We start from the raw sequence: 23,392 nt of genomic DNA, 5'->3' as shown, positions 1-23,392 counted from the left end.
ATGAGGATTGCCCGACGGGACCCGCAACAACGCCCCCGCGTCGCGCAGCAGGCCATCAGAGCAGGTGCTTGACGCCGTCTTGCTCACCCTGCAGCTCGGCCAGGGTCTTGTTGATGCACTCTTGCGAGAAGGCATCGATGGGCAGGTCCATGACCAGCTTGTACTCGCCGCCTTCGCAGGTGACGGGGTAGCCGAACATGACTTCCTTGGGGATGCCGTATTCGCCGTTGGACGGCACACCCATGGTGACCCACTTGCCGTTGGTGCCCAGGGCCCAGTCGCGCATGTGGTCAATGGCAGCGTTGGCGGCCGAAGCAGCCGACGACACACCACGGGCGGCGATGATGGCCGCGCCACGCTTGCCCACGGTGGGCAGGAAGACGTCGCTGTTCCAGACGGCGTCGTTGATCATGTCCTTGACCGAAGCGCCGTCGATCGTGGCGAAGCGGTAGTCGGCGTACATGGTGGGCGAGTGGTTGCCCCACACGGCCAGCTTCTCAATGGAAGCCACCGGCTTGCCAGTCTTGGCGGCCAGTTGCGAGGCGGCGCGGTTGTGGTCCAGGCGCAGCATGGCGGTAAAGTTCTTGGCCGGCAGGTCCGGGGCCGACTTCATGGCGATGTAGGCGTTGGTGTTGGCGGGGTTGCCAACCACCAGCACCTTGACGTTGCGCGAAGCCACGGCGTTCAGGGCCTTGCCCTGGGCGGTGAAGATCTGGGCGTTGGCGGCCAGCAGGTCGGCGCGTTCCATGCCGGGGCCGCGGGGACGGGCACCCACCAGCAGGGCGTAGTCGGTGTCCTTGAAAGCTTCCAGCGGGTTGCTGTGGGCTTCGATGCCGGCCAGCAGCGGGAAAGCGCAGTCTTCCAGTTCCATGATCACGCCCTTCAGCGCGTTCTGGGCCTTCTCGTCGGGAATTTCCAACAGTTGCAGGATGACGGGCTGATCTTTGCCCAGCATTTCGCCGGAGGCAATACGGAACAACAGGGCGTAACCAATTTGACCGGCGGCACCGGTGACTGCGACGCGGACAGGCTTTTTGCTCATGGCAGGAACTCCAGGGAGGGTTTGAAAACAGGGAGTGGCAACCCCGGTCTCTCGCCCTGCGGGTCACGCGCTGACAGCCTTGGAGTTTACCCTCGAAAACCCAATCACGTCAATTTGTCTTATGTCTTATATAAGATATGATTCGCACTGAATCTGACCTTTCACCATGGCTTCGCTTCCTCCTTCAGCGCCGGACACCCCGCCGACTGGCCTCGAGCCAGCCACGCCGGCGTTCAGCCCGCTGTACCAGCAGATCAAGAGCCTGATTCTGCAAAGCCTGCAGGCCGGCGAATGGAAGCCCGGCGAGTCCATCCCCAGCGAAATGGACCTGGCCGCCCGCTTCCGCGTCAGCCAGGGCACGGTGCGCAAGGCCATCGACGAGCTGGCCTCCGAGAACCTGGTGGTGCGCCGCCAGGGCCGCGGCACCTTTGTCGCCACCCATTCCGAGCGCCAGGTGCAGTACCGCTTTCTCAAGCTGGTGCCTGACGCCGGTGACAGCACCAGCGAAGGCCCGGCCGAGCGCCAGATCGTCGACTGCAAACGCCAGCGCGCCACCGCCGACGTGGCCCGTGCCCTGGGCCTGCGCAGCGGGGACGCGGTGCTGCAGGTGGTACGGGTGTTGTCGTTTGCCGGCACGCCCACCATTTTGGAAGACCTGTGGCTGCCGGGCGGGCCATTCAAGGGCCTGACGGCCGAGCGGCTGAGCGACCACCGCGGCCCGATGTACGCGATGTTCGAGGCCGAATTCGGTGTGCGCATGGTGCGGGCCGACGAAAAGCTGCGCGCAGTGGCGCCCGATGCCCGGCAATGCGAGCTGCTGAAAGTGGCTCCCGGCACGCCGCTGCTGAGCGTGGAGCGCATCGCCTACACCTACAACGACGTGCCCATGGAATTGCGACGCGGTCTGTACCATACGGCGTCGCATCATTACCACAACGAACTGAGCTGAGCGAGCAGCCCACAAGATGACCCCGGCCCCCTGCCAGCGCCATGTCAGCGTGTTGCGTTGCAATAAAATTCGCATTTGCTTATTCCCCTCCAGTTTCCACGGCAACCTGCTCTCCACGAAAGCAATCCCATGACCGCACCCGCGAAGAAGCGTCCTGAATTCCGCAACATCAACGCCTTCACCGACCTGACCACCTACCGGCTGCCGCCCGCAGGTTGGGTCTCCATCCTGCACCGCGCCAGCGGCGCCATGATGTTTGTGCTGCTGCCCTTCGTGATCTGGATGTTCGACGCGTCGCTGAAGTCGGAACTCTCGTTTGCCAACCTGACCGATGTCTTCGCCAGCGGCGCCTGGGGCATTCCAGGCGTGCTGTGGAAGCTGGTGGTGCTGGCATTGATCTGGGGTTTTGTGCACCACCTGATCGCCGGCCTGCGCCACCTGTGGATGGACGTCAACCACGACGCCACCACCAAGGCCTTTGGCCACAACTCGGCCATCGTCACGCTGGCCAGCGGCACGCTGATCACGCTGGCGCTGGGCGCCAAGCTGTTCGGCCTGTACTGAGCCACCCGGACCGATTCATTTTTTCGAGGACAAACACATGGCAGTCAACTATGGTTCCAAACGCGTGGTGGTCGGTGCCCACTACGGCCTGCGCGACTGGCTGAGCCAGCGCGTCACCGCCGCCCTGATGGTGATCTTCACCGCGGTGCTGCTGGGCCAGCTGGTGTTCACCCGCGGCCCGATCGACTACTACACCTGGTACAGCATCTTCGCGTCGCAGTGGATGAAGGTGCTGACCTTTGTCGTCATTGTGGCCCTGGCCTACCACGTGTGGGTCGGCGTGCGCGACATCTGGATGGACTACATCAAGCCGGTGTCGCTGCGCTTGTCGCTGCAAATCGCTACCCTGGTCTGGCTGGTTGGCTGTGCCGGCTGGTCCATCCAGGTGCTGTGGCGCCTGTGACCGTTTTTCAAACTTGAGGCATTTCTAGATGACTTACCAAGTAACCAAGCGCAAGTTCGACGTGGTGATCGTTGGCGCCGGCGGCTCCGGCATGCGCGCGTCGCTGCAGCTGGCGCGTGCCGGCCTGAATGTGGCGGTGCTGTCCAAGGTGTTCCCCACCCGCTCGCACACCGTGGCGGCCCAGGGCGGCATTGGCGCCTCGTTGGGCAACATGAACGACGACAACTGGCACTACCACTTCTACGACACCATCAAGGGTTCGGATTGGCTGGGCGACCAGGACGCCATCGAGTTCATGTGCCGTGAAGCCCCCAAGGTCGTTTATGACCTGGAGCACATGGGCATGCCGTTCGACCGCAACCCCGACGGCACCATCTACCAGCGCCCCTTCGGTGGCCACACCGCCAACTACGGTGAGAAGGCCGTGGAGCGCGCCTGCGCCGCTGCCGACCGCACCGGCCACGCGATGTTGCACACGCTGTATCAGCAGAACGTCAAGGCCAAGACCAGCTTCTTCGTCGAGTGGATGGCGCAAGACCTGATCCGCGACGCCGACGGCGACGTGGTGGGCGTGACCGCCATCGAAATGGAAACCGGTGACGTCCACATCCTGCAGGCCAAGACCGTGCTGCTGGCCACCGGTGGTGCCGGCCGCATCTTCGCCGCCTCCACCAATGCCTTCATCAACACCGGCGACGGCCTGGGCCTGGCGGCCCGCGCCGGCATCCCGCTGGAAGACATGGAGTTCTGGCAGTTCCACCCCACCGGCGTGGCCGGTGCCGGTGTGCTGCTGACCGAAGGCTGCCGCGGCGAAGGCGCGATTTTGCTGAACAGCAACGGCGAGCGCTTCATGGAGCGCTACGCGCCCACGCTGAAAGACCTGGCCCCGCGTGACTTCGTGTCGCGCTGCATGGACCAGGAAATCAAGGAAGGCCGTGGCTGCGGCCCCAACAAGGACCATGTGCTGCTGAAGCTCGACCACCTCGGTGCCGAGACCATCATGAAGCGCCTGCCCTCGGTGTTCGAAATTGGCCACAACTTCGCCAACGTCGACATCACCCGCGAGCCCATCCCCGTGGTGCCCACCATCCACTACCAGATGGGCGGCATCCCGACCAACATCCACGGCCAGGTGGTGGTGCCCAACGGCAGCGTCCACAACGAGGTCATCAACGGCTTGTACGCGGTGGGTGAATGCTCCTGCGTGTCGGTGCACGGCGCCAACCGCCTGGGCACCAACTCGCTGCTCGACCTGCTGGTGTTCGGCCGTGCTGCCGGCAACCACATCGTCGAGTTCAACGACAAGAACAAGAACCACAAGCCGCTGCCGGCCGACGCCGCCGACCGCACGCTGGAGCGCATCAACCGCCTGGACAACGCGACCAGCGGCGAATACGCCCAGGACGTGGCCAATGACATTCGCTCGACCATGCAGCAACACGCCGGCGTGTTCCGCACCCAGGCCAGCATGGACGAAGGCGTGGTCAAGATCGCCGCCCTGCGCGAGCGCGTCAAGACCATCGGCCTGAAGGACAAGTCCAAGGTCTTCAACACCGCCCGCATCGAGGCGCTGGAAGTGGAAAACCTGATCGAGTCGGCCCAGGCCACCATCGTCTCGGCCGCCGCCCGCCACGAAAGCCGCGGCGCCCACACGGTGAACGACTACGGCGACACGCCCGAGCACCCGAACGGCCGCAACGACACCGACTGGCACAAGCACACGCTGTGGTACAGCGAAGGCAACCGCCTGGCCTACAAGCCGGTGCAGATGAAGCCGCTGACGGTGGAGTCGGTGCCGCTCAAGGTCCGCTCGTTCTGACCGCGCCCGATCCCACGCATTCGGAGAAAACCATGACCCTACGCACCTTCCAGATCTACCGCTACGACCCGGACAAGGACGCCAAGCCCTACATGCAGACCCTGCAAGTCGAGCTGGACGGCAGCGAGCGCATGCTGCTCGACGCCCTGATGAAGCTCAAGGAGCTGGACCCCACCATCTCGTTCCGCCGCTCCTGCCGCGAAGGCGTGTGCGGTTCGGACGCGATGAACATCAACGGCAAGAACGGCCTGGCCTGTTTGACCAACATGCTGACGCTGCCGGGCACCATCGTACTCAAGCCGCTGCCCGGCCTGCCCGTGGTGCGTGACCTGATCGTCGACATGACGCAGTTCTTCAAGCAGTACAACTCCATCAAGCCCTACCTGGTGAACGACACCGTGCCCCCCGAGAAGGAGCGCCTGCAGTCGCCGGAAGAGCGTGAAGAGCTGAACGGCTTGTACGAGTGCATTCTGTGCGCCAGCTGCTCCACCAGCTGCCCCAGCTTCTGGTGGAACCCCGATAAATTCGTCGGCCCGGCCGGTCTGCTGCAGGCCTACCGCTTCATCGCCGACAGCCGCGACCAGGACACCTCCGGCCGCCTCGACAACCTCGAGGACCCGTACCGCCTGTTCCGTTGCCACACCATCATGAACTGCGTCGATGTCTGCCCCAAGGGTTTGAACCCCACCAAGGCGATTGGCAAGATCAAGGAAATGATGGTGCTGCGCACGGTCTGACCGGGCGCGCACCTGAACCCAAGCCATGGCCCACGCCGCCGACGAGCTGCTCGACGAACGGTCCCTCAGCAAGCTGAAGTGGCGTTGCCGCCGCGGCCTGCTGGAAAACGACCTTTTCATCGAGCGTTTCTTCGGCAGGCATGAATCTGGCTTAACCGTGAATCAGGCCCGGGGGCTGGAACAGCTGATGGACCTGTCGGACAACGACCTGCTGGACCTGCTGCTGCGACGCAAGGAGCCGGAAGGCACGGTCAATACAATTGAAGTACGAGAAGTGCTGGCGATGTTGAGGAACTGACGCGGTCCCTGGCCGCGTCAACCGGATGTCACCGGACCCTGGGCATAACACTCCATAAGGCGAAAAATGAAACTCTCTGACAACAAAGCCACGCTGAGCTTCAGCAAGGGCGGCGCCAGCGTCGAGCTGCCGGTTTACCACGGCACCGTCGGCCCGGACGTCATCGACATCCGCAAGCTGTATGCCCAAACCGGCATGTTCACCTACGACCCCGGTTTCCTGTCGACCGCGGCCACCCAGTCGGCCATCACCTACATCGACGGTGACAAGGGCGAACTGCTGTACCGCGGCTACCCCATTGAGCAGCTGGCCACCAACTGCGACTTCCTGGAAACCTGCCACCTGCTGCTGTACGGTGAGCTGCCCAACGCCAGCCAGAAGGCCGACTTCACCACCCGCGTGACCAACCACACCATGGTCAACGAGCAGATGCAGTTCTTCCTGCGTGGCTTCCGCCGTGACGCCCACCCGATGGCGGTGATGACCGGCCTGGTCGGCGCCCTGTCGGCTTTCTACCATGACAGCACCGACATCAACAACCCGGAGCACCGTGAAGTCGCGGCCATCCGCCTGATCGCCAAGATGCCCACGCTGGTGGCCATGGCCTACAAGTACAGCATCGGCCAGCCCTTCATCTACCCGCAGAACAACCTGAGCTACGCCGGCAACTTCCTGCACATGATGTTCGCCACGCCTTGCGAAGAGTACAAGGTCAGCCCGGTGCTCGAGCGCGCGATGGACCGCATCTTCACGCTGCACGCCGACCACGAGCAGAACGCCTCCACCTCCACCGTGCGCCTGTGCGGCTCGTCGGGCACCAACCCGTTCGCCGCCATCGCCGCTGGCGTGGCCTGCCTGTGGGGTCCGGCCCACGGCGGTGCCAACGAGGCCTGCCTGAACATGCTGGAAGAAATCCAGGCCATGGGCGGCATCTCCAAGGTCGGCGAGTTCATGGAAAAGGTCAAGGACAAGAACTCCGGCGTCAAGCTGATGGGTTTTGGCCACCGCGTCTATAAGAACTACGACCCGCGCGCCAAGCTGATGCAGGAAACCTGCAACGAGGTGCTGACCGAGCTGGGCCTGGAAAACGACCCGCTGTTCAAGCTGGCCAAGGCGCTGGAAAAGATCGCGCTGGAAGACGAGTACTTCGTGTCCCGTAAGCTCTACCCCAACGTCGATTTCTACTCCGGCATCGTGCAGCGCGCCATCGGCATCCCGGTGCCTTTGTTCACCGCCATCTTCGCGCTGGCCCGCACGGTGGGCTGGATCGCCCAGCTGAACGAAATGATCAGCGACCCCGAGTACAAGATCGGCCGCCCGCGCCAGCTGTTCAGCGGCGCCGTCAAGCGCGACGTGCAGCCCATCGGTAAGCGCTGAGCCACCCGCTCTCCCCAAAAGCCCGCCGGCACCCCGGCGGGCTTTTTTCTGGGGGCCTCGCCCGCCCCCCGTCCGGTCAAGCCCCCACCCCCGACTGCACCGGCATCAGGGAATAAAATCCCATCCTTCACCGAAAGCACAGGAACCATCATGGGACGCACGCTGTACGACAAGCTCTGGGACGAGCACGTCGTTCACACCGAAGACGACGGCACCGCCATCCTCTACATCGACCGCCACCTGGTCCATGAAGTCACCAGCCCGCAGGCCTTCGAAGGCCTGCGCGTGGCCGGCCGCAAGCTGTGGCGCATCAGCTCCATCGTCGCGACCGCCGACCACAACACCCCCACCACCGGCTGGGAGCGCGGCTACGACGGCATTGCCGACCCCATCAGCAAGGAACAGATCACCACGCTGGACAGCAACATCCAGGAATTCGGCTCGGCTGCCTACTTCCCCTTTTTGTCGCAGCGCCAAGGCATCGTGCACGTGATGGGCCCGGAAAACGGCGCCACCCTGCCTGGCATGACCGTGGTCTGCGGTGACTCCCACACCTCCACGCACGGCGCTTTTGGCGCACTGGCGCACGGCATCGGCACCAGCGAGGTCGAGCATGTGATGGCCACGCAGACGCTGCAAGCCAAAAAGGCCAAGAACCTGCTGGTGCGGGTGGAGGGCACGCTGGCCCCCGGCGTCACCGCCAAGGACGTGGTGCTGGCCATCATCGGCCGCATCGGCACCGCTGGCGGCAACGGCCACACCATCGAATTCGCCGGCTCGGCCATCCGCTCGCTGAGCATGGAAGGCCGGATGACGGTGTGTAACATGGCCATCGAGGCCGGTGCCCGTGCCGGCCTGGTGGCGGTGGACGAAAAAACCATCGCCTACGTCAAGGGCCGGCCCTTCGCGCCTGGCACCGACAAGGTCAGCGGCCAGTTCGTCGGTGGCCCCGAATGGGACCAGGCGGTGGCTTACTGGCGCGGCCTGCATTCCGACGCCGACGCCCACTTCGACACCGTGGTCGAGCTCGACGCCGCGCAGATTCTGCCGCAGGTCACCTGGGGCACTTCGCCCGAAATGGTGCTGGGCGTGGACGGCCGCGTGCCCGACCCCGACAAGGAAAAAGACCCCAGCAAGCGCCTGGCCATCGAGCGCGCGCTGACCTACATGGGCCTGCAGCCCGGCAAGGCGCTGAACGACCTGTTTGTCGACAAGGTCTTCATCGGCTCCTGCACCAACAGCCGCATCGAAGACATGCGCGAGGCCGCGGCCATCGTCAAGAAGCTGGGCCGCAAAATCGCGCCCAACATCAAGCTGGCATTGGTGGTACCGGGCTCAGGCCTGGTCAAGGCCCAGGCCGAGCGCGAAGGCCTGCACGAGATCTTCAAGGCCGCTGGCTTTGAGTGGCGTGAGCCCGGCTGCTCGATGTGTTTGGCGATGAACGCCGACCGGCTGGAGCCAGGCGAGCGTTGCGCTTCCACCAGCAACCGCAATTTCGAAGGCCGCCAGGGCAACGGGGGCCGTACCCACCTGGTCAGCCCCGCCATGGCCGCCGCCGCCGCGGTGCACGGCCATTTCGTCGACGTGCGCACCCTGGCCTGAAGCGAGTTCACCATGCAGAAATTCACCCTCCACACCGGCCTGGTGGCGCCGCTCGACCGTGACAACGTCGACACCGACGCCATCATCCCCAAGCAGTTCCTGAAGTCCATCCGCAAGACCGGCTTTGGCCCCAACCTGTTCGACGAATGGCGCTACCTGGACCCGGGCTACCCCGGTCAGGACCCGGCCAGCCGCAAGCCCAACCCGGACTTCGTGCTGAACCAGCCGCGTTACCAGGGCGCCTCCATCCTGCTGGCGCGGCAGAACTTCGGCTGCGGCTCGTCGCGCGAACACGCGCCCTGGGCGCTGGACCAGTACGGCTTTCGCGCCATCATCGCGCCCAGCTTTGCCGACATCTTTTTCAACAACAGCTTCAAGAACGGCCTGCTGCCCATCGTGCTGCCGGCCTCACAGGTCGACAAGCTGTTCGATGCGGTCAACGCCTTCCCCGGCTACCAGCTGACCATCGACCTCGAACGCCAGCTGGTGCTGTTGCCCGAGGGCGAAGGCCTGCCCTTCGACATCCAGCCTTTCCGCAAGTTCTGCCTGCTGGGTGGCTTTGACGACATCGGCCTGACGCTGCGCCACGCCGACAAGATCAAGGCCTTCGAGGCCCGCCGCCTGGCCGAAAAACCCTGGCTGGCCAACAGCCTGCACACCGGCTGAACCACCCGCCATGGCCACCCCATTGCCAGCCGGCCAGGCCTCCGCGTTGCGCCGCGTGCTGCGGCGTCAACCGGTGCTGGCTTTCTTGCTGATGGGCGTGAGCTTTCTTGCCTTCGGCCTGCTGTCGCTGAACCTGGTCAACACGCTGCAGGCCAACCTGCGCATGCTGGCCGATCATGGGCTGATGGCGGTGATGGACGGGGCCCTTCAGCAGTTGCTGGAACTGATGCTGTCCGGCTATTTTTCGGTGGCGTTCTACCTCTTGTTCAAGGCCTGCGAGGCCGTGCTGGTGGAGCGCCTGCTGACCAGGCACTGAAGCCCTCTCTCTTTTTTATTCCCGAGACATTTCATGAAAATCGCAGTCCTTCCCGGTGATGGCATCGGCACCGAAATCGTGGCCGAGGCCGTCAAGGTCTTGCAGGTGCTGGACCTGCCGCTGGAGCTTGAAAGCGCGCTGGTCGGCGGTGCCGCCTACGAGGCCCATGGCCACCCGCTGCCCGAGTCCACGCTGCAGCTTGCCAAGGACGCCGACGCGGTGCTGTTCGGCGCCGTGGGCGACTGGAAATACGACACGCTGGACCGGCCGCTGCGCCCTGAGCAGGCCATCCTGGGCCTGCGCAAGCACCTGGGCCTGTTCGCCAACTTCCGCCCGGCCATCTGCTACGAGCAGCTGGTGGGGGCGTCCAGCCTCAAGCCCGAGCTGATTTCGGGCCTGGACATCCTGATCATCCGCGAGCTGACCGGCGACATCTACTTCGGCCAGCCGCGTGGCCGCCGCATCGCCACCGACGGCCATTTCCCCGGTGCCGAAGAAGCTTTTGACACCATGCGCTACTCGCGCCCGGAAATCGAGCGCATCGCCCATGTGGCTTTCCAGGCCGCCCGCAAGCGCAGCAAAAAGGTCACCAGCGTTGACAAGGCCAACGTGCTGGAAACCTTCCAGTTCTGGAAAGACGTGGTCACCGAGGTCTCCAAGGAATACCCCGATGTGGCGCTGGACCACATGTACGTGGACAACGCCGCCATGCAGCTGGTGAAAGCGCCGAAGAAGTTCGACGTGGTGGTCACCGGCAACATGTTCGGCGACATCCTGTCCGACGAAGCCTCGATGCTGACCGGCTCCATCGGCATGCTGCCCTCGGCCAGCCTGGACAAGAACAACAAGGGCTTGTACGAGCCCAGCCATGGCAGCGCGCCCGACATCGCCGGTAAGGGAATTGCAAACCCGCTGGCTACAATACTGTCTGCTGCCATGATGCTCCGTTTCTCACTCAACCAGCCTGACGCCGCTGCCCGCATTGAATCCGCGGTGCAGAGCGTGCTCGCGTCTGGCTTGCGCACGGTGGACATCTGGTCGGAAGGCACCACCCAGGTCGGCACCCGCGAAATGGGTGACGCGGTGGTGGCTGCCATCACCAAAACCATTACCAAGGGCTAGTCAAGCTCCGGTTCGTCGCGCCCTCCCCGGCCCTGACGAGCCGGGGGCAGAAGAGTTTTAACTTCGAAAGGGCAATCGCGATGAGCAAGGTAGGAAATCTGGTCGGCCTGGTGGGCTGGCGTGGCATGGTCGGTTCGGTCCTGATGGACCGCATGGTCGCCGAGGGCGACTTCGGCCTGATCGAGCCGGTGTTCTTCTCCACCTCCAACGCCGGCGGCAAGGCCCCGGCGCAGGCCAAGAACGAGACCACGCTGAAAGACGCCTACGACATCGAGGCGCTGAAGCGCTGCGACATCGTCATCACCGCCCAAGGCGGCGACTACACCTCCGAAGTTTTCCCCAAGCTGCGCGCCGCCGGCTGGAACGGTCACTGGATCGACGCCGCCTCCACGCTGCGCATGAAGGACGACGCCGTCATCATCCTCGACCCGGTCAACCTGCCGGTGATCCAGGCCTCGCTGGCCAAGGGTGGCAACAACTGGGTCGGCGGCAACTGCACCGTGAGCTGCATGCTGATGGGCGTGGGCGCGCTTTACAAGGCCGGCCTGGTCGAGTGGATGAGCACCCAGACCTACCAGGCCGCCAGCGGTGGTGGTGCCCAGCACATGCGCGAACTGCTCACGCAGTACGGCACGCTGAACGCCGAGGTCAAGGCCTTGCTCGACGACCCCAAGAGCGCCATCCTGGAAATCGACCGCAAGGTGATCGCCAAGCAACGCAGCCTGAGCGCGGCCGAAACGGCCAACTTCGGCGTGCCGCTGGGTGGCTCGTTGATTCCCTGGATCGACAAGGACCTGGGCAACGGCATGTCCAAGGAAGAGTGGAAAGGCATGGCCGAGACCAACAAGATCCTCGGCCAGGGCGAAGGCTTCGGCAGCGCCGCCATCCCGGTCGACGGTTTCTGCGTGCGGGTGGGCGCGATGCGCTGCCACAGCCAGGCGCTGACCTTCAAGCTGAAGAAGGACGTGCCGGTGGCCGACCTCGAGGCCATGATCGCCGCCGACAACGCCTGGGTCAAAGTGGTGCCCAACACCCGCGAGGCCACCATCAAGGACCTGACGCCCGTGGCCGTGACCGGCACCATGACCATCCCGGTTGGCCGCATCCGCAAGCTGGCCATGGGCCCCGAGTACGTGGGCGCCTTCACCATCGGCGACCAGCTGCTGTGGGGCGCGGCCGAACCGCTGCGCCGCATGCTGCGCATCCTGCTGGACGCCTGAGGCCCGCCCTGGCGGGCGGCCTGGTGTCTCAGGCTTACAACGTTGCCCGCCCCCCACGGCCCGCCCAGGGGGTTTTCGGTTCCGGCGGGGCCGGGCGCGTGCTCCAATGCGGGGAGGAGTGCGCCGATTGCCCCCTGGGCAAAGTCCGAGGCGCAGGTGAAAATGACGTTTTGACGACCCACTGCAGGGCCCCACTGTGAAGAAACTGCCGACCCCCCGCCAAAGGCCCACGCGCCTTTCCATGCCAAGCCACCCCGGGCTGCGCACGCTGGGCAGCATTGCCGCTGCCGTCTGCGCCCTGGCTTGGCCCGCGCAAGACGCCCTGGCCCTGACGCTGGGCCGCATCGCGGTGCAGTCCACGCTGGGCCAGCCGCTGAAGGCCGAGATCGAGGTGCCCGGCATCACCGCCGACGAAGCCGCCTCGCTGAGCGCCACCGTCGCCCCGCTGACGGCTTACCGCTCGGCCGGCGTGGACTTCAACGCCGGCCTCTCCGGCACCCGCCTGGAGTTGCAAAAGCGCGGCGACCGCTCGGTGCTGGTGCTCACCGGCGACCGCACGCTGAACGACCCCTTTGTCGACCTCATCATCGAAGCCACCTGGGCTTCGGGCAAGGTGGTGCGCAACTACACCGTGCTGCTGGACCCGCCGGACACCGGTCGTACGCCACCACCGGTGGCGGCAGAACCTGCACCGGCCGCCCCAGTGGCCCGCGACGCAGCGCCCACCGAACCCGCCCCAACCACCAGCCCACGCCAGGCCAGCCGCGCCCCCGCCTCACGCGCACCGGCCGCCGCCAGCAAGCCGGCCGCGTCGGGTGAGCAAACCGTCACCGTCAAGCCCGGCGACACCGCTGCACGCATCGCCTCGGCCAACAAGCCCACCAATGTGTCGCTGGACCAGATGCTGGTCGGTCTGCTGCAGCAGAACCCCAGCGCCTTTGCCGGCCAGAACGTCAACCGCCTGCGCGCCGGCGAGGTGCTGAGCCTGCCCAGCCCGGGGCAGCTTGACGCCATCTCGCCGCAGGAGGCCAGCAAGACCATCGTGGCCCAGAGCCGCGACTTCAACAACTATCGCCGCCAGCTCGCCGGCAGCGTGGCGCCCAAGATGGCGGCTGCGCCCGACCGGGAAGCCCGTGGCAAGGTCCAGGCCCAGGTCCAGGAGTCCAAGGCCGCACCGGCCGTGCCCGACAAGCTGACCCTGTCCAAGGCCGGCGCCACCGCCGCCACCCCGAAAAGCTCGGAAGCCCAGATCGCCGGCAGCAAGGAAGCCAAGGACCAGTCGACCCGGGTCGCCGAGCTGTCGAAAAACCTCAGCGAACTCAACCGCCTGAAGGCCGCATCGACCGAAGCGGCGGGCGCGGCCTCGGCCGCCAGCGCTCCCTCCACCGGCCTGACCGCCCCGCTGGCCTCGCCGCTGCCGGTTGCCCCGGCCTCGCAGCCCGTGCCAGCCGCGTCGGCGCCTGCCCCAGCGATGGCGACCGCCTCGGTGGCGGCCAGCACCCCGGTGGTGGCCGCCGCACCGGCCCCCGCGGCAACGCCCAAACCCGCACCGGCCAAAGAACCGACGCCCGAACCAGGCTTCCTGGACGGCCTGTTCGGTGGCTCCTCGCTGTTGCCCATCGGCGGCAGCCTGTTGCTGGTGCTGCTGGGCTTTGGCTTTCTGCAAATGCGGCAACGCCAAAAAGCCGAGCCGTCCAGCACCATCTACCCCGACAGCCAGTTCGATGTCGACCCGCTGAGCGGCACGGGCCGCAGCCGCGACCCGGTGTCGTCCATGGGTTACTCGCCCAGCCAGCTGGACGCTGCCGGCGACGTCGATCCGGTGGAAGAAGCCGATGTCTACCTGGCCTATGGCCGCGACATGCAGGCCGAGGAAATCCTCAAGGAAGCGCTGCAGCGCACCCCGCACCGCCTGGCGGTGCACCTGAAGCTGCTGGACATCTATGCCAAGCGGCAAGACGTGGCCGCGTTCGACCGCATCGCGGTGGAAGCCCGGGCCCTCACCGACGGCAAAGGCACGGACTGGGACCGCATCAGTGCCCAGGGCCATGCCCTGAGCCCGGGCAACCCGGCCTACCGGGCCGCACCGGTGGACCTGGCCGCCACCTTCCCGCTGTCTGACACACCGGCCCCCGCCAGTGACCTGCCTCCGGTTGCTCCGGCCAGCGTCCCCATGCCCGCCGGGCTGGACCTGAGCCTGGACTTCCCCAGCAACGACGAAACCACGCTGATCCGGCCGTCGACCCCGGCAGCGCCTGCGGCCGCCGCACCGTCGGACCTGAACGACCCACTGCCCGAACTGGAATTCACCCCCGACCCCGCACCGGTGGCCGCCCCACCGGCGGTGGTTGCACCGGCACCCACCCCGGCCCCGGCAGCAGCCCACCTGGGCGCGATGGAGTTCGATCTGGACTCGCTGTCGCTGGACACCTCGGCCACCACCCTCAGCCCCACGCTGGCGGCTGCGGCCACACCCAGCGACCCGCTGGACGTGAAGCTGGAGCTGGCGGTGGAATTCCTCGCCATTGGCGACACCGACGGCGCCCGTGCGCTGGTGCAAGAGGTGCTGGCCAACAGCAGCGGCGCCGTCAAGGCCCGGGCCGAGCAGATGCTGGCAGACCTGAAGGCGTGATGGCCCCGCGGGGCCCTGAGGCGATTTGAGTTTGCGCATCGCTCTGGGCGTCAGTTACCGCGGCACCGCCTACCAGGGCTGGCAGAGCCAGGCCAGTGGCCTGACGGTGCAAGACCGGCTGGAGGCCGCCCTGGGCCGCTTTGCCACCCAGCCCATTTCCACCCTGGCCGCCGGCCGCACCGACGCCGGGGTGCACGGCCTGATGCAGGTGGTGCACTTCGACACGCCGCTGGACCGCGCCGCCAGCTCCTGGGTGCGCGGCACCAACACCTTTTTGCCCCACGACATCGCGGTCCAATGGGCCCAGGCCGTTCCCGACAGCTTCCATGCCCGCCGCAGTGCGCTGGCACGGCGCTACGCCTATGTGCTGCTGGAGTCCTCGGTGCGGCCCAGCGTGGAAGCCGGCCAGGTGGGCTGGGTCTTTCGCCGGCTCGATGGCCAGGCCATGCAGCAGGCCCTCCAGCACCTGCTGGGCGAACACGACTTCAGCTCCTTCCGGGCCTCGAGCTGCCAGGCCCTGACACCGGTGAAAACCATCACCCGGGTGGCGATGTCGCAGCGCGAGCCCCTGACCGGCGGCACCGGGCGCTACTGGCGCTTCGAATTCGAGGCCAACGCTTTCCTGCATCACATGATTCGCAACATCATGGGCTGCCTGGTGGCGATTGGCACCGGCAAACAGCCGCCCGACTGGATGGCCCAGGTGATCGCCGCCCGCGACCGCGACGCCGCCGCTCCCACCTTCTCGCCCGATGGCCTGTATTTTCTCGGCCCGGTCTACGACCCGCAGTGGGGCCTGCCAGACCGTGCGGCTGCGTATGATGGGCTGCCTTGATGAACCATTCACCAGAATCCAACTTGAGCACCGCCGGGCCGCCCCAAGGTGCGAAGGCCCCCTTGGGGGGCAGGGCAGCACACGCAGTGGCAAGCGTGGGGGCCATTCCACGGACCCGAATCAAGATCTGCGGCCTGACCCGCGAACAAGACGTTGACGCGGCGGTGGCTGCCGGCGCCGATGCGGTGGGTTTTGTGCTCTACCCGCCCAGCCCGCGCGCCGTCACGCCGGCCCGGGCCGCCGCGCTGGCCCGCCGCCTGCCGCCGTTTGTGACGCCAGTGCTGTTGCTGGTCAACGCCTCGGCCGCGCTGCTGGCCGAAAGCCTGGACTGGGTGCCCCAGGCCACGCTGCAGTTCCACGGCGACGAATCGCCCGCCGATTGCCTGGCCGGCAGCGGCCAGGGCGCCCGGCCCTTCCTGCGTGCCGCCCGCATTCCGCTGGGCGAAGCCGGGGCCCACTTTGACCTCGTAAAATACGCGACAGAGTATTCCCAGGCCCAAGCCATCCTGCTCGACGCCCATGTCGACGGGTACGGCGGCGGCGGCAAGGCATTCAATTGGTCACTGCTTCCTCCAAGCGTCAGCGCTCACCTCGTCTTGAGTGGTGGACTCACGCCTGCAAACGTGGGCGATGGCATCCGTGCGCTGCGGCCGCGTTGCCCAACGCTGGCCGTTGACGTGAGCTCCGGTGTCGAGGCCGCCAAGGGCCTGAAGGACGCCGGGAAAATCAGGGACTTTGTGGCAGCCGTGCGGGCTGCCGACGCCGAGTTGATCATTTAACCGCCCCCCGCTGTCCGGCCGGGGGCTCACCGCAGGCCCCCATGAGCAGCACCTACCAGCAACCCGACGCCAGCGGCCACTTTGGCATCTACGGCGGCAGCTTCGTCAGCGAAACGCTGACCCACGCCATCAACGAGCTGCGCGACGCCTATGCCCAATACCAGCACGACCCGGCCTTTCTGGCCGAGTTTGCCCATGAGCTGAAGCATTTCGTCGGCCGGCCCTCGCCCATCTACCATGCGGCCCGGATGAGCCGCGAACAGGGCGGCGCGCAGATCTACCTCAAGCGCGAAGACCTGAACCACACCGGCGCCCACAAGATCAACAACACCATCGGCCAGGCCATGCTGGCCAAGCGCATGGGCAAGCCGCGGGTGATCGCCGAAACCGGTGCTGGCCAGCACGGTGTGGCCACCGCCACCATCTGCGCCCGCTACGGCCTGGAATGTGTGGTCTACATGGGCGCCGAGGACGTCAAACGCCAAAGCCCCAACGTCTACCGCATGAAGCTGCTGGGTGCCACCGTGGTGCCGGTGACCTCGGGCAGCAAGACGCTGAAGGACGCGCTCAACGAGGCCATGCGCGACTGGGTGGCCAATGTGGACAACACTTTCTACATCATCGGCACCGTGGCCGGTCCCCACCCCTACCCGATGATGGTGCGCGATTTCCAGAGCGTGATCGGCCAGGAATGCCTGGCCCAGATGCCGGAGATGCACCACGGCCAGCAGCCCGACGCGGTGATTGCCTGCGTGGGCGGCGGCAGCAACGCCATGGGCATCTTCCACCCCTACATCAACCACAGCGCCACCCGGCTGATCGGCGTCGAGGCCGCCGGCGAAGGCATGGACAGCGGGAAACACTCGGCCTCGCTGCAGCGCGGCCTGCCCGGCGTGCTGCATGGCAACCGCACCTATGTGCTGCAGAACGACGACGGCCAGGTGACCGAAACCCACAGCATCAGCGCCGGCCTGGACTACCCCGGCGTGGGCCCGGAACACGCCTTCCTGAAGGACATCGGCCGCGCCGAGTACGTGGGCATCACCGACACCGAGGCGCTGGAGGCCTTCCACTACCTGTGCCGCACCGAAGGCATCATCCCGGCGCTGGAGTCCAGCCACGCGGTGGCCTACGCGATGAAGCTGGCCAAGACCATGCGGCCCGACCAGGCCATCTTGGTCAACCTGTCGGGCCGCGGCGACAAGGACATCGGCACCGTGGCCGACCTCAGCAACGCCGACTTTTATTGCCGGCCGAGCTGCCGCGGGCAGTCAGTCAAGGGCGGCGAGCAGACTGTGCAATTGGTGAAAGGGCCCCAGGCATGAGCCGCATCACCACCACCCTGAACGCGCTGAAAGCCCAGGGCCGCAAGGCGCTGATTCCCTATGTGACGGCCGGATTCCCCTTCGCCGACATCACCCCCGCCTTGATGCAAGGCATGGTGGAGGCCGGGGCCGACATCATCGAGCTGGGTGTGCCCTTCTCCGACCCCAGCGCCGACGGCCCGGTGATCCAGCTGGCCGGTGAAAAAGCGCTGGCCCTGGGTGTGGGTCTGGTGCAGGTGCTGGCCATGGTGCGCGACTTCCGCCTGCAAAACACCACCACGCCGGTGGTGCTGATGGGCTACGCCAACCCGATGGAGCGCTACGACATCAAAAATGGCCATGACGCCTTCATCCGCGATGCGGCTGAGGCGGGCGTGGACGGCGTGCTGGTGGTCGATTACCCGCCCGAGGAATGCGAGGACTTCGCGGCCCGGCTGCGGGCGCGCCACATGGACCTGATTTTTCTGCTGGCACCCACCAGCACCGAGGCCCGCATGGCCCAGATCGAGAAGGTGGCCAGCGGCTATGTGTACTACGTCTCGCTCAAGGGCGTGACCGGCGCCGGCACGCTGGACGTGGACGCGGTGGCGGCGATGCTGCCACGCATCCGCCAGCATGTCAGCGTGCCGGTGGGTGTGGGTTTTGGCATCCGCGACGCCACCACCGCCCGCGCCATTGGCGCGGTGGCCGACGCGGTGGTGATCGGCAGCAAGATCATCCAGCTGATCGACCCCCAGCCCCATGACCAGGTGGTGCCCACCGCCGCCGCCTTCCTGCGCGACATCCGTGCCGCGCTGGATTCATAATGCGCCACGCAACGTTCCAGGAGTGACCCCATGAGTTGGCTCGAAAAACTGCTGCCCCCGAAGATCCAGCACACCGACCCCACCGAGCGCCGCACGGTGCCCGAAGGCCTGTGGGTCAAGTGCCCCAGCTGCGACACGGTGCTGTACAAAACCGACCTGGAGCAGAACCAGAACGTCTGCCCCACCTGCAGCCACCACCTGCGCATCGGCGCCCGGGCCCGGCTGGACGCCTTTCTGGACGCCGAGGGCCGCTACGAGATCGGCCAGGAGGTCATCCCGGTCGACGCACTGAAGTTCAAGGACAGCCGCAAATACCCCGAGCGTCTGAAAGAGGCGCTGGAAAACACTGGCGAAACCGACGCCCTGGTGGTGCTGGGCGGCGCGGTGTGCAGCATCAGCGTGGTGGCCGCCTGTTTCGAGTTCGACTTCATGGGTGGCAGCATGGGCTCGGTGGTGGGGGAACGTTTTGTGCGCGGCGTGGAAACCGCCATCGAACAAAAAGTGCCCTTCATCTGCTTCACCGCCACCGGCGGCGCACGCATGCAGGAAGGCCTGCTCTCACTGATGCAGATGGCCAAGACCAATGCCGCGCTGACCCGCCTGGCCAAGAAAGGCCTGCCCTACATCAGCGTGCTGACCGACCCCACCATGGGCGGCGTGTCGGCCGGCTTCGCCTTCGTGGGCGACGTGGTGATTGCCGAACCCAAGGCGCTGATTGGCTTTGCCGGTCCGCGGGTGATCGAGAGCACGGTGCGGGTGACGCTGCCAGAGGGTTTTCAGCGCGCCGAGTTCCTGCAGACCAAGGGCGCGGTGGACTTCATCTGCGATCGCCGCGAGCTGCGCAAAACGGTGGCCAGCACCCTGGCCATGCTGCAGCGCCTGCCCGCCGACGCGGTGGACTGAAGGCCCGCGCTGCAGGCTCAGAGGGCCTGCAGTATCGAGGTCTGCAGGCCGGCCAGCACGATGGCGGCGATCTGCAGCAGCAGCAGCAGGGCCAGCGGCGACATGTCCAGCCCGCCCAGGGGCGGCAGCACCCGGCGGATGGGCGCCAGCGCCGGCGCCACCAAGCGCTCGATCAAGTCGGCCAGCGGGGAATGCGACTGCACCCAGGACAGCACCACGCTGACGATCAACAGCCCGGTGGCCAGCGAAATCGCCAGCCGGGCCAGCCCGAACAAGGCCAGCACCCCCACCGCCACCAGCGGGGTGTGGCTGCCGGCCAGCAGCCACAGCGCGACGAACTGCGCCAGCTCCACCAGAAACGCCGTCACCAGGCTGGCGGTGTCCAGCGCGCGCACCGCCGGCACCACCCGGCGCAGCGGCAACACCGCCCAGTCGGTCAAGGCGAACACGAAATGCCCCAGCGGGTTGCCCGAGCGGGCCGACATCGGGATGCGCTGGAACTGCATGTACAGACGCAACAGGGCGGCACCGCCCACCAGGCCAGCGGCCACGTCCAGCAACAGGGAAATGATTTGGAACAGCATGGGTGAGGTGTGGGTGAGGTCATGGGATGATAGCGGCGCCTGCCACTGCCCCACGCCCACCGTGTTGACCTTGTCCTCTCTCCCGCTGTTCCCGCTGGGCAGCGTGCTTTTTCCCGGCGGCCTGCTGCCGCTGCGCATCTTCGAGGTGCGCTACCTGGACATGGTGCGCAAATGCCACCAGGCCGGCGCGCCCTTCGGTGTGGTGGCACTGAGTCAGGGCCACGAGGTGCGGCAGCCGGGCGCCACCGAGGCCTTTCACGGCGTGGGCACGCTGGCCACCATCGAGCAGCTCAGCACGCCCCAACCGGGCCTGCTGATGATCCGCTGCCGCGGCACCACCCGTTTCCGCGTCGACCGCCATGAGCAGCTGCGCCATGGCCTGTGGGTGGCCGACGTGACCCAGCTGCCCGACGACCAGCCGGTGGCCGTGCCCCCCGACCTGTTGCCCGCCGCCGAGGCCCTGCAGCGCCTGATCCAGACCCTGCAGGAGCGCGACGTGCCGCTGGAAGACCTGCCCATGCAGCCGCCCTGGCAGCTCGACGACTGCGGCTGGGTGGCCAACCGCTGGAGCGAGCTGCTGCCATTGCCCACCGAGGCCAAACAGCGGCTGATGTCGCTGGACAACCCGCTGGTGCGTTTGGAGTTGGTGGGCGACATGCTGGGAAAATTCAACATCGGCCCCGCCTCGCCTTCCGATGACCTCTGACCTGCTTCGCCCCGTTCTGGAGTGGCCACGCCCGGCAAAACGGCTGGTGGTGGTGGCCCTGGATGTGGCCATGGGGTTGGCCGCCATGTGGCTGGCCTTCACGCTGCGGCTGGACACCTTGCACCGCCCAGAAGGCGCGCAGTGGCTGGTGTATGCGCTGGGCCCGGTGCTGGCCGTGCCCATCTTTGTGAAGTTCGGGCTGTACCGCGCCATCTTCCGCTACACCGGTTTGTCGGCCCTGGCGGCCACCGCCGCGGCCGTGGGGGTGTATGGCCTGCTGCTCATTGGCGCGCTGGTGGGTCTGCAGTCACTGGGCTTCCCGGTGATTCCGCGCAGCATCGGCGTGCTGCAACCGCTGGTTTTTTTGCTGCTGGTGGGCACCAGCCGGGCATTGGCGCGCTTCTGGCTGGCCGGCCTGTCCCACCGCGGCCCCCGGGGCCGGCTGCTCATCTACGGTGCCGGCAGTGCCGGCGTACAGACCGCCGCCGCGCTGGGCAGCAGCCGCCAGTTCACGCTGCTGGGCTTTGTGGACGACGACCCCGGCAAAACCGGTCGCAGCATCAACGGCCTCACCGTGCATGCCCCTTCGGCCATCGAAAAAGTGGTGGACCGGCAAGGCATCACCGACATTTTGCTGGCCTTGCCCAGCGTGCCAAGGCACCGCCGCAACCAGATTCTGCAAACCCTGGCCCCGCTGCCCGTGCATGTGCGCACCCTGCCCGGCCTGGCCGACCTGGCCAGCGGCCGGGTGAGCGTGCAAGACCTGCGCGAACTGGACGTGGAAGACCTGCTTGGCCGCGACCCGGTGTCCCCCGATCCCACCCTGCTGGCCCGCGACCTGCAAGGTCAGGTGGTGCTGGTCACAGGCGCGGGGGGCAGCATCGGCAGCGAACTGTGCCGCCAGATCGTGCAACAGCGACCCGCCTGCCTGGTGCTGCTGGAACACCACGAGTTCAGCCTGTACCAAATTCACCAGGAGCTGGAGGCCCTGGCGCAACACCAGGCCACCGGCGTGCGCCTGGTGCCCCTGCTTGGCAGTGTGACAAACGAGGCGGTACTGGACGACCTGTTTGCCCGGCACCGCCCCGCCACCGTCTACCACGCTGCGGCCTACAAACATGTGCCCATGGTGGAACACAACGTGGCCCAGGGCGTTATCAACAACGTGATGGGCACGCTGGCCACCGCCCGCTGTGCGGCACGGCATGGCTGTGCGCGTTTTGTGCTGATTTCCACCGACAAGGCGGTACGCCCCACCAATGTGATGGGGGCCACCAAACGGGTGGCCGAGCTGGTGCTGCAGGCCCTGGCCAACGACCCGTCGGAGTGCGGGCGCACCTGCTTTGCCATGGTGCGCTTTGGCAATGTGCTGGGCTCCAGTGGCAGCGTGGTGCCCTTGTTCCGCAAACAGATTGCCCAGGGTGGCCCGGTCACCGTGACCCATCCCGAGGTGACGCGTTATTTCATGACCATCTCCGAGGCTGTGCAGCTGGTGCTACAGGCCGGCGCCATGGCTCAGGGTGGCGAGGTGTTTGTGCTGGACATGGGGCAACCCGTGCGCATCGCCGACATGGCTTATCGCATGGTCACGCTGGCCGGCCTCAGCGTCCGCGACGTCGCCAACCCTATGGGCGACATTGAGATCACCTTCACGGGATTGCGACCTGGAGAGAAGTTGTATGAGGAGCTATTGATTGCTGAAGATGCATACTCAACCGATCATCCAAGAATTTTAAAAGCTAATGAAAAAAACTACCCAATAGCAGTCCTAGAGAAACATCTAGATGCTCTAGATCTTAAAATAAAATCACGCGACCTGGAATCCATTATATCAAATCTTGAATTTTTATCCGAAGGTCTTCTTGCTAGAAATTTCGGAGAGTCAGCATGAATAAAATTAAAGCATCCGTCAAATTACTAAGAAAAATAATTCGCACCAAAAGTCCTGAATTCTTACTGGAAATAATAAATAAATGGACATATTCGAAAATCAAGATAAAAAATTATAGGGAATATTTAGGAGCAGCAAAAAACCTATGCGGAATTGAGATCGGCGGCCCAAGCTTGCTTTTTAAATACGTCATACCTATTTATAGCTCGGCACACAAACTGGATGGGGTAAACTTCTCGACAACAACACTCTGGGAAGGTCGAATCAGTTCAGCGCAAAGCTACAAGTACTTAAAAAATAAAACAGGAAAACAATTCATCGAGGAAGCCACTGATCTACACCAGATAGAATCTGGCACCTATGATTTTCTAATATCATCCAATTGTATTGAGCATGTAGCAAACCCTGTCAAAGCTCTTATTGAATGGAATCGAGTTCTAAAAAGCAACGCCTCCATAATACTGATTGCCCCAAGAAAGGACAGTAATTTCGACCATAGGCGGAGCATTACCGAATTTAATCATCTGATCGAAGACTATAAAAATAATATCGATGAACATGACCTCACTCACTTGGACGAAATACTTTCGCTGCATGATTTATCCAAGGACCCAGGCGCCGGAAGCTTCGAAGAGTTTAAATCAAGAGGCTTGAAAAATTTTTATAATAGAGCATTACACCAGCATGTTTTTGATCTTGAGTTAGTAGCAAAAATGCTCAGCTACTCTGGCTTCGAAGTGATCGCACAAGAATATACGGCAACCGACCTGATCACCTTGGCCAAGAAGGTCAACTAGCCAAAAAATGGTTGACCGC

23 protein-coding genes are annotated in these 23,392 nt (G+C 65.1%); 21 read left to right on the top strand and 2 right to left on the bottom strand.

The features are described from left to right. Nucleotides 1-55 precede the first annotated feature (55 nt). On the bottom strand, nt 56-1,042 hold the full coding sequence (locus AC4BAR_RS08995; protein WP_490627514.1) for a malate dehydrogenase: 987 nt from the start codon (nt 1,040-1,042) through the stop codon (nt 56-58). 166 nt (nt 1,043-1,208) lie between these two features. On the opposite strand from AC4BAR_RS08995, the gene AC4BAR_RS08990 reads away from it, so the two are divergent. The 18 genes from AC4BAR_RS08990 (at nt 1,209) to accD (ending at nt 19,395) form a co-directional block, all read left to right on the top strand. After that, a complete protein-coding gene (locus AC4BAR_RS08990) occupies nt 1,209-1,991 on the top strand; it encodes a GntR family transcriptional regulator (RefSeq protein ID WP_490627513.1) in 783 nt (260 codons plus the stop codon). A 129-nt stretch (nt 1,992-2,120) separates the two neighbouring features. Further along, nucleotides 2,121-2,555 carry a succinate dehydrogenase, cytochrome b556 subunit gene (gene sdhC, locus AC4BAR_RS08985; RefSeq protein WP_490627512.1) on the top strand — a complete coding sequence of 145 codons (435 nt, stop codon included), beginning with the start codon at nt 2,121-2,123 and terminating at the stop codon, nt 2,553-2,555. 37 nt (nt 2,556-2,592) lie between these two features. After that, the gene (sdhD, locus tag AC4BAR_RS08980) at nt 2,593-2,958 is read left to right on the top strand and encodes a succinate dehydrogenase, hydrophobic membrane anchor protein (protein WP_490627511.1); all 366 of its coding nucleotides are present in this window, start codon (nt 2,593-2,595) and stop codon (nt 2,956-2,958) included. Nucleotides 2,959-2,986: 28 nt separating this feature from the next. Then, nucleotides 2,987-4,777, top strand: coding sequence for a succinate dehydrogenase flavoprotein subunit (sdhA, locus tag AC4BAR_RS08975; protein WP_490627510.1), 1,791 nt, complete (start codon nt 2,987-2,989; stop codon nt 4,775-4,777). Between the two features lie 32 nt (nt 4,778-4,809). Next, complete coding sequence (locus tag AC4BAR_RS08970) at nt 4,810-5,514, top strand: succinate dehydrogenase iron-sulfur subunit (protein ID WP_490627509.1); 705 nt, start codon at nt 4,810-4,812, stop codon at nt 5,512-5,514. A 25-nt stretch (nt 5,515-5,539) separates the two neighbouring features. Then, entirely contained in the window at nt 5,540-5,812 is a 273-nt protein-coding gene (locus tag AC4BAR_RS08965) for an FAD assembly factor SdhE (protein ID WP_490627508.1), read from the top strand. Between the two features lie 66 nt (nt 5,813-5,878). Then, a complete protein-coding gene (locus tag AC4BAR_RS08960; protein ID WP_490627507.1) occupies nt 5,879-7,189 on the top strand; it encodes a citrate synthase in 1,311 nt (436 codons plus the stop codon). Between the two features lie 150 nt (nt 7,190-7,339). Then, entirely contained in the window at nt 7,340-8,791 is a 1,452-nt protein-coding gene (gene leuC / locus AC4BAR_RS08955; protein WP_490627506.1) for a 3-isopropylmalate dehydratase large subunit, read from the top strand. Between the two features lie 12 nt (nt 8,792-8,803). Continuing rightward, nucleotides 8,804-9,457, top strand: coding sequence for a 3-isopropylmalate dehydratase small subunit (leuD, locus tag AC4BAR_RS08950; protein ID WP_490627505.1), 654 nt, complete (start codon nt 8,804-8,806; stop codon nt 9,455-9,457). Between the two features lie 10 nt (nt 9,458-9,467). Beyond that, complete coding sequence (locus AC4BAR_RS08945; protein ID WP_490627504.1) at nt 9,468-9,773, top strand: hypothetical protein; 306 nt, start codon at nt 9,468-9,470, stop codon at nt 9,771-9,773. A 33-nt stretch (nt 9,774-9,806) separates the two neighbouring features. Beyond that, complete coding sequence (gene leuB / locus AC4BAR_RS08940) at nt 9,807-10,895, top strand: 3-isopropylmalate dehydrogenase (RefSeq protein WP_490627503.1); 1,089 nt, start codon at nt 9,807-9,809, stop codon at nt 10,893-10,895. 80 nt (nt 10,896-10,975) lie between these two features. Continuing rightward, a complete protein-coding gene (gene asd, locus AC4BAR_RS08935) occupies nt 10,976-12,115 on the top strand; it encodes an aspartate-semialdehyde dehydrogenase (protein WP_490627502.1) in 1,140 nt (379 codons plus the stop codon). A gap of 241 nt (nt 12,116-12,356) precedes the next feature. Beyond that, nucleotides 12,357-14,747, top strand: a complete 2,391-nt coding sequence (locus tag AC4BAR_RS08930; RefSeq protein WP_490627501.1) for a motility hub landmark protein FimV — start codon at nt 12,357-12,359, stop codon at nt 14,745-14,747. A gap of 31 nt (nt 14,748-14,778) precedes the next feature. Next, complete coding sequence (gene truA, locus AC4BAR_RS08925; protein WP_490627500.1) at nt 14,779-15,582, top strand: tRNA pseudouridine(38-40) synthase TruA; 804 nt, start codon at nt 14,779-14,781, stop codon at nt 15,580-15,582. Next, the gene (locus AC4BAR_RS08920; RefSeq protein ID WP_490627499.1) at nt 15,582-16,361 is read left to right on the top strand and encodes a phosphoribosylanthranilate isomerase; all 780 of its coding nucleotides are present in this window, start codon (nt 15,582-15,584) and stop codon (nt 16,359-16,361) included. Before truA ends, AC4BAR_RS08920 begins: the two co-directional genes overlap by 1 nt. A 41-nt stretch (nt 16,362-16,402) precedes the next feature. Continuing rightward, nucleotides 16,403-17,686, top strand: a complete 1,284-nt coding sequence (gene trpB, locus AC4BAR_RS08915; RefSeq protein WP_490627498.1) for a tryptophan synthase subunit beta — start codon at nt 16,403-16,405, stop codon at nt 17,684-17,686. Further along, a complete protein-coding gene (gene trpA, locus AC4BAR_RS08910) occupies nt 17,683-18,492 on the top strand; it encodes a tryptophan synthase subunit alpha (protein WP_490627497.1) in 810 nt (269 codons plus the stop codon). Before trpB ends, trpA begins: the two co-directional genes overlap by 4 nt. 30 nt (nt 18,493-18,522) lie before the next feature. After that, nucleotides 18,523-19,395: an acetyl-CoA carboxylase, carboxyltransferase subunit beta gene (gene accD, locus AC4BAR_RS08905; RefSeq protein ID WP_490627496.1), complete on the top strand. Its 873-nt coding sequence runs from the start codon at nt 18,523-18,525 to the stop codon at nt 19,393-19,395. A gap of 17 nt (nt 19,396-19,412) precedes the next feature. Here accD and AC4BAR_RS08900 read toward each other — a convergent pair whose 3' ends face one another. Further along, nucleotides 19,413-19,979 carry a YggT family protein gene (locus AC4BAR_RS08900; protein WP_490627495.1) on the bottom strand — a complete coding sequence of 189 codons (567 nt, stop codon included), beginning with the start codon at nt 19,977-19,979 and terminating at the stop codon, nt 19,413-19,415. On the opposite strand from AC4BAR_RS08900, the gene AC4BAR_RS08895 reads away from it, so the two are divergent. From AC4BAR_RS08895 to AC4BAR_RS08885, 3 genes are read left to right on the top strand one after another with little or no spacing between them, the layout of a single operon-like run. Then, nucleotides 19,978-20,685 carry an LON peptidase substrate-binding domain-containing protein gene (locus AC4BAR_RS08895; protein WP_490627922.1) on the top strand — a complete coding sequence of 236 codons (708 nt, stop codon included), beginning with the start codon at nt 19,978-19,980 and terminating at the stop codon, nt 20,683-20,685. The genes AC4BAR_RS08900 and AC4BAR_RS08895 overlap by 2 nt on opposite strands. Next, the gene (locus AC4BAR_RS08890) at nt 20,675-22,576 is read left to right on the top strand and encodes a polysaccharide biosynthesis protein (RefSeq protein WP_490627494.1); all 1,902 of its coding nucleotides are present in this window, start codon (nt 20,675-20,677) and stop codon (nt 22,574-22,576) included. The genes AC4BAR_RS08895 and AC4BAR_RS08890 overlap by 11 nt, the downstream gene beginning before the upstream one ends. Beyond that, complete coding sequence (locus tag AC4BAR_RS08885; RefSeq protein ID WP_490627493.1) at nt 22,573-23,373, top strand: methyltransferase domain-containing protein; 801 nt, start codon at nt 22,573-22,575, stop codon at nt 23,371-23,373. The genes AC4BAR_RS08890 and AC4BAR_RS08885 overlap by 4 nt, the downstream gene beginning before the upstream one ends. Nucleotides 23,374-23,392: the final 19 nt, after the last annotated feature.

This window comes from Rhodoferax sp. SPJ4 (assembly GCF_058216275.1).
Note: the sequence above shows the minus strand (reverse complement) of the source record. Positions and strands in the feature narration are given on the sequence as shown.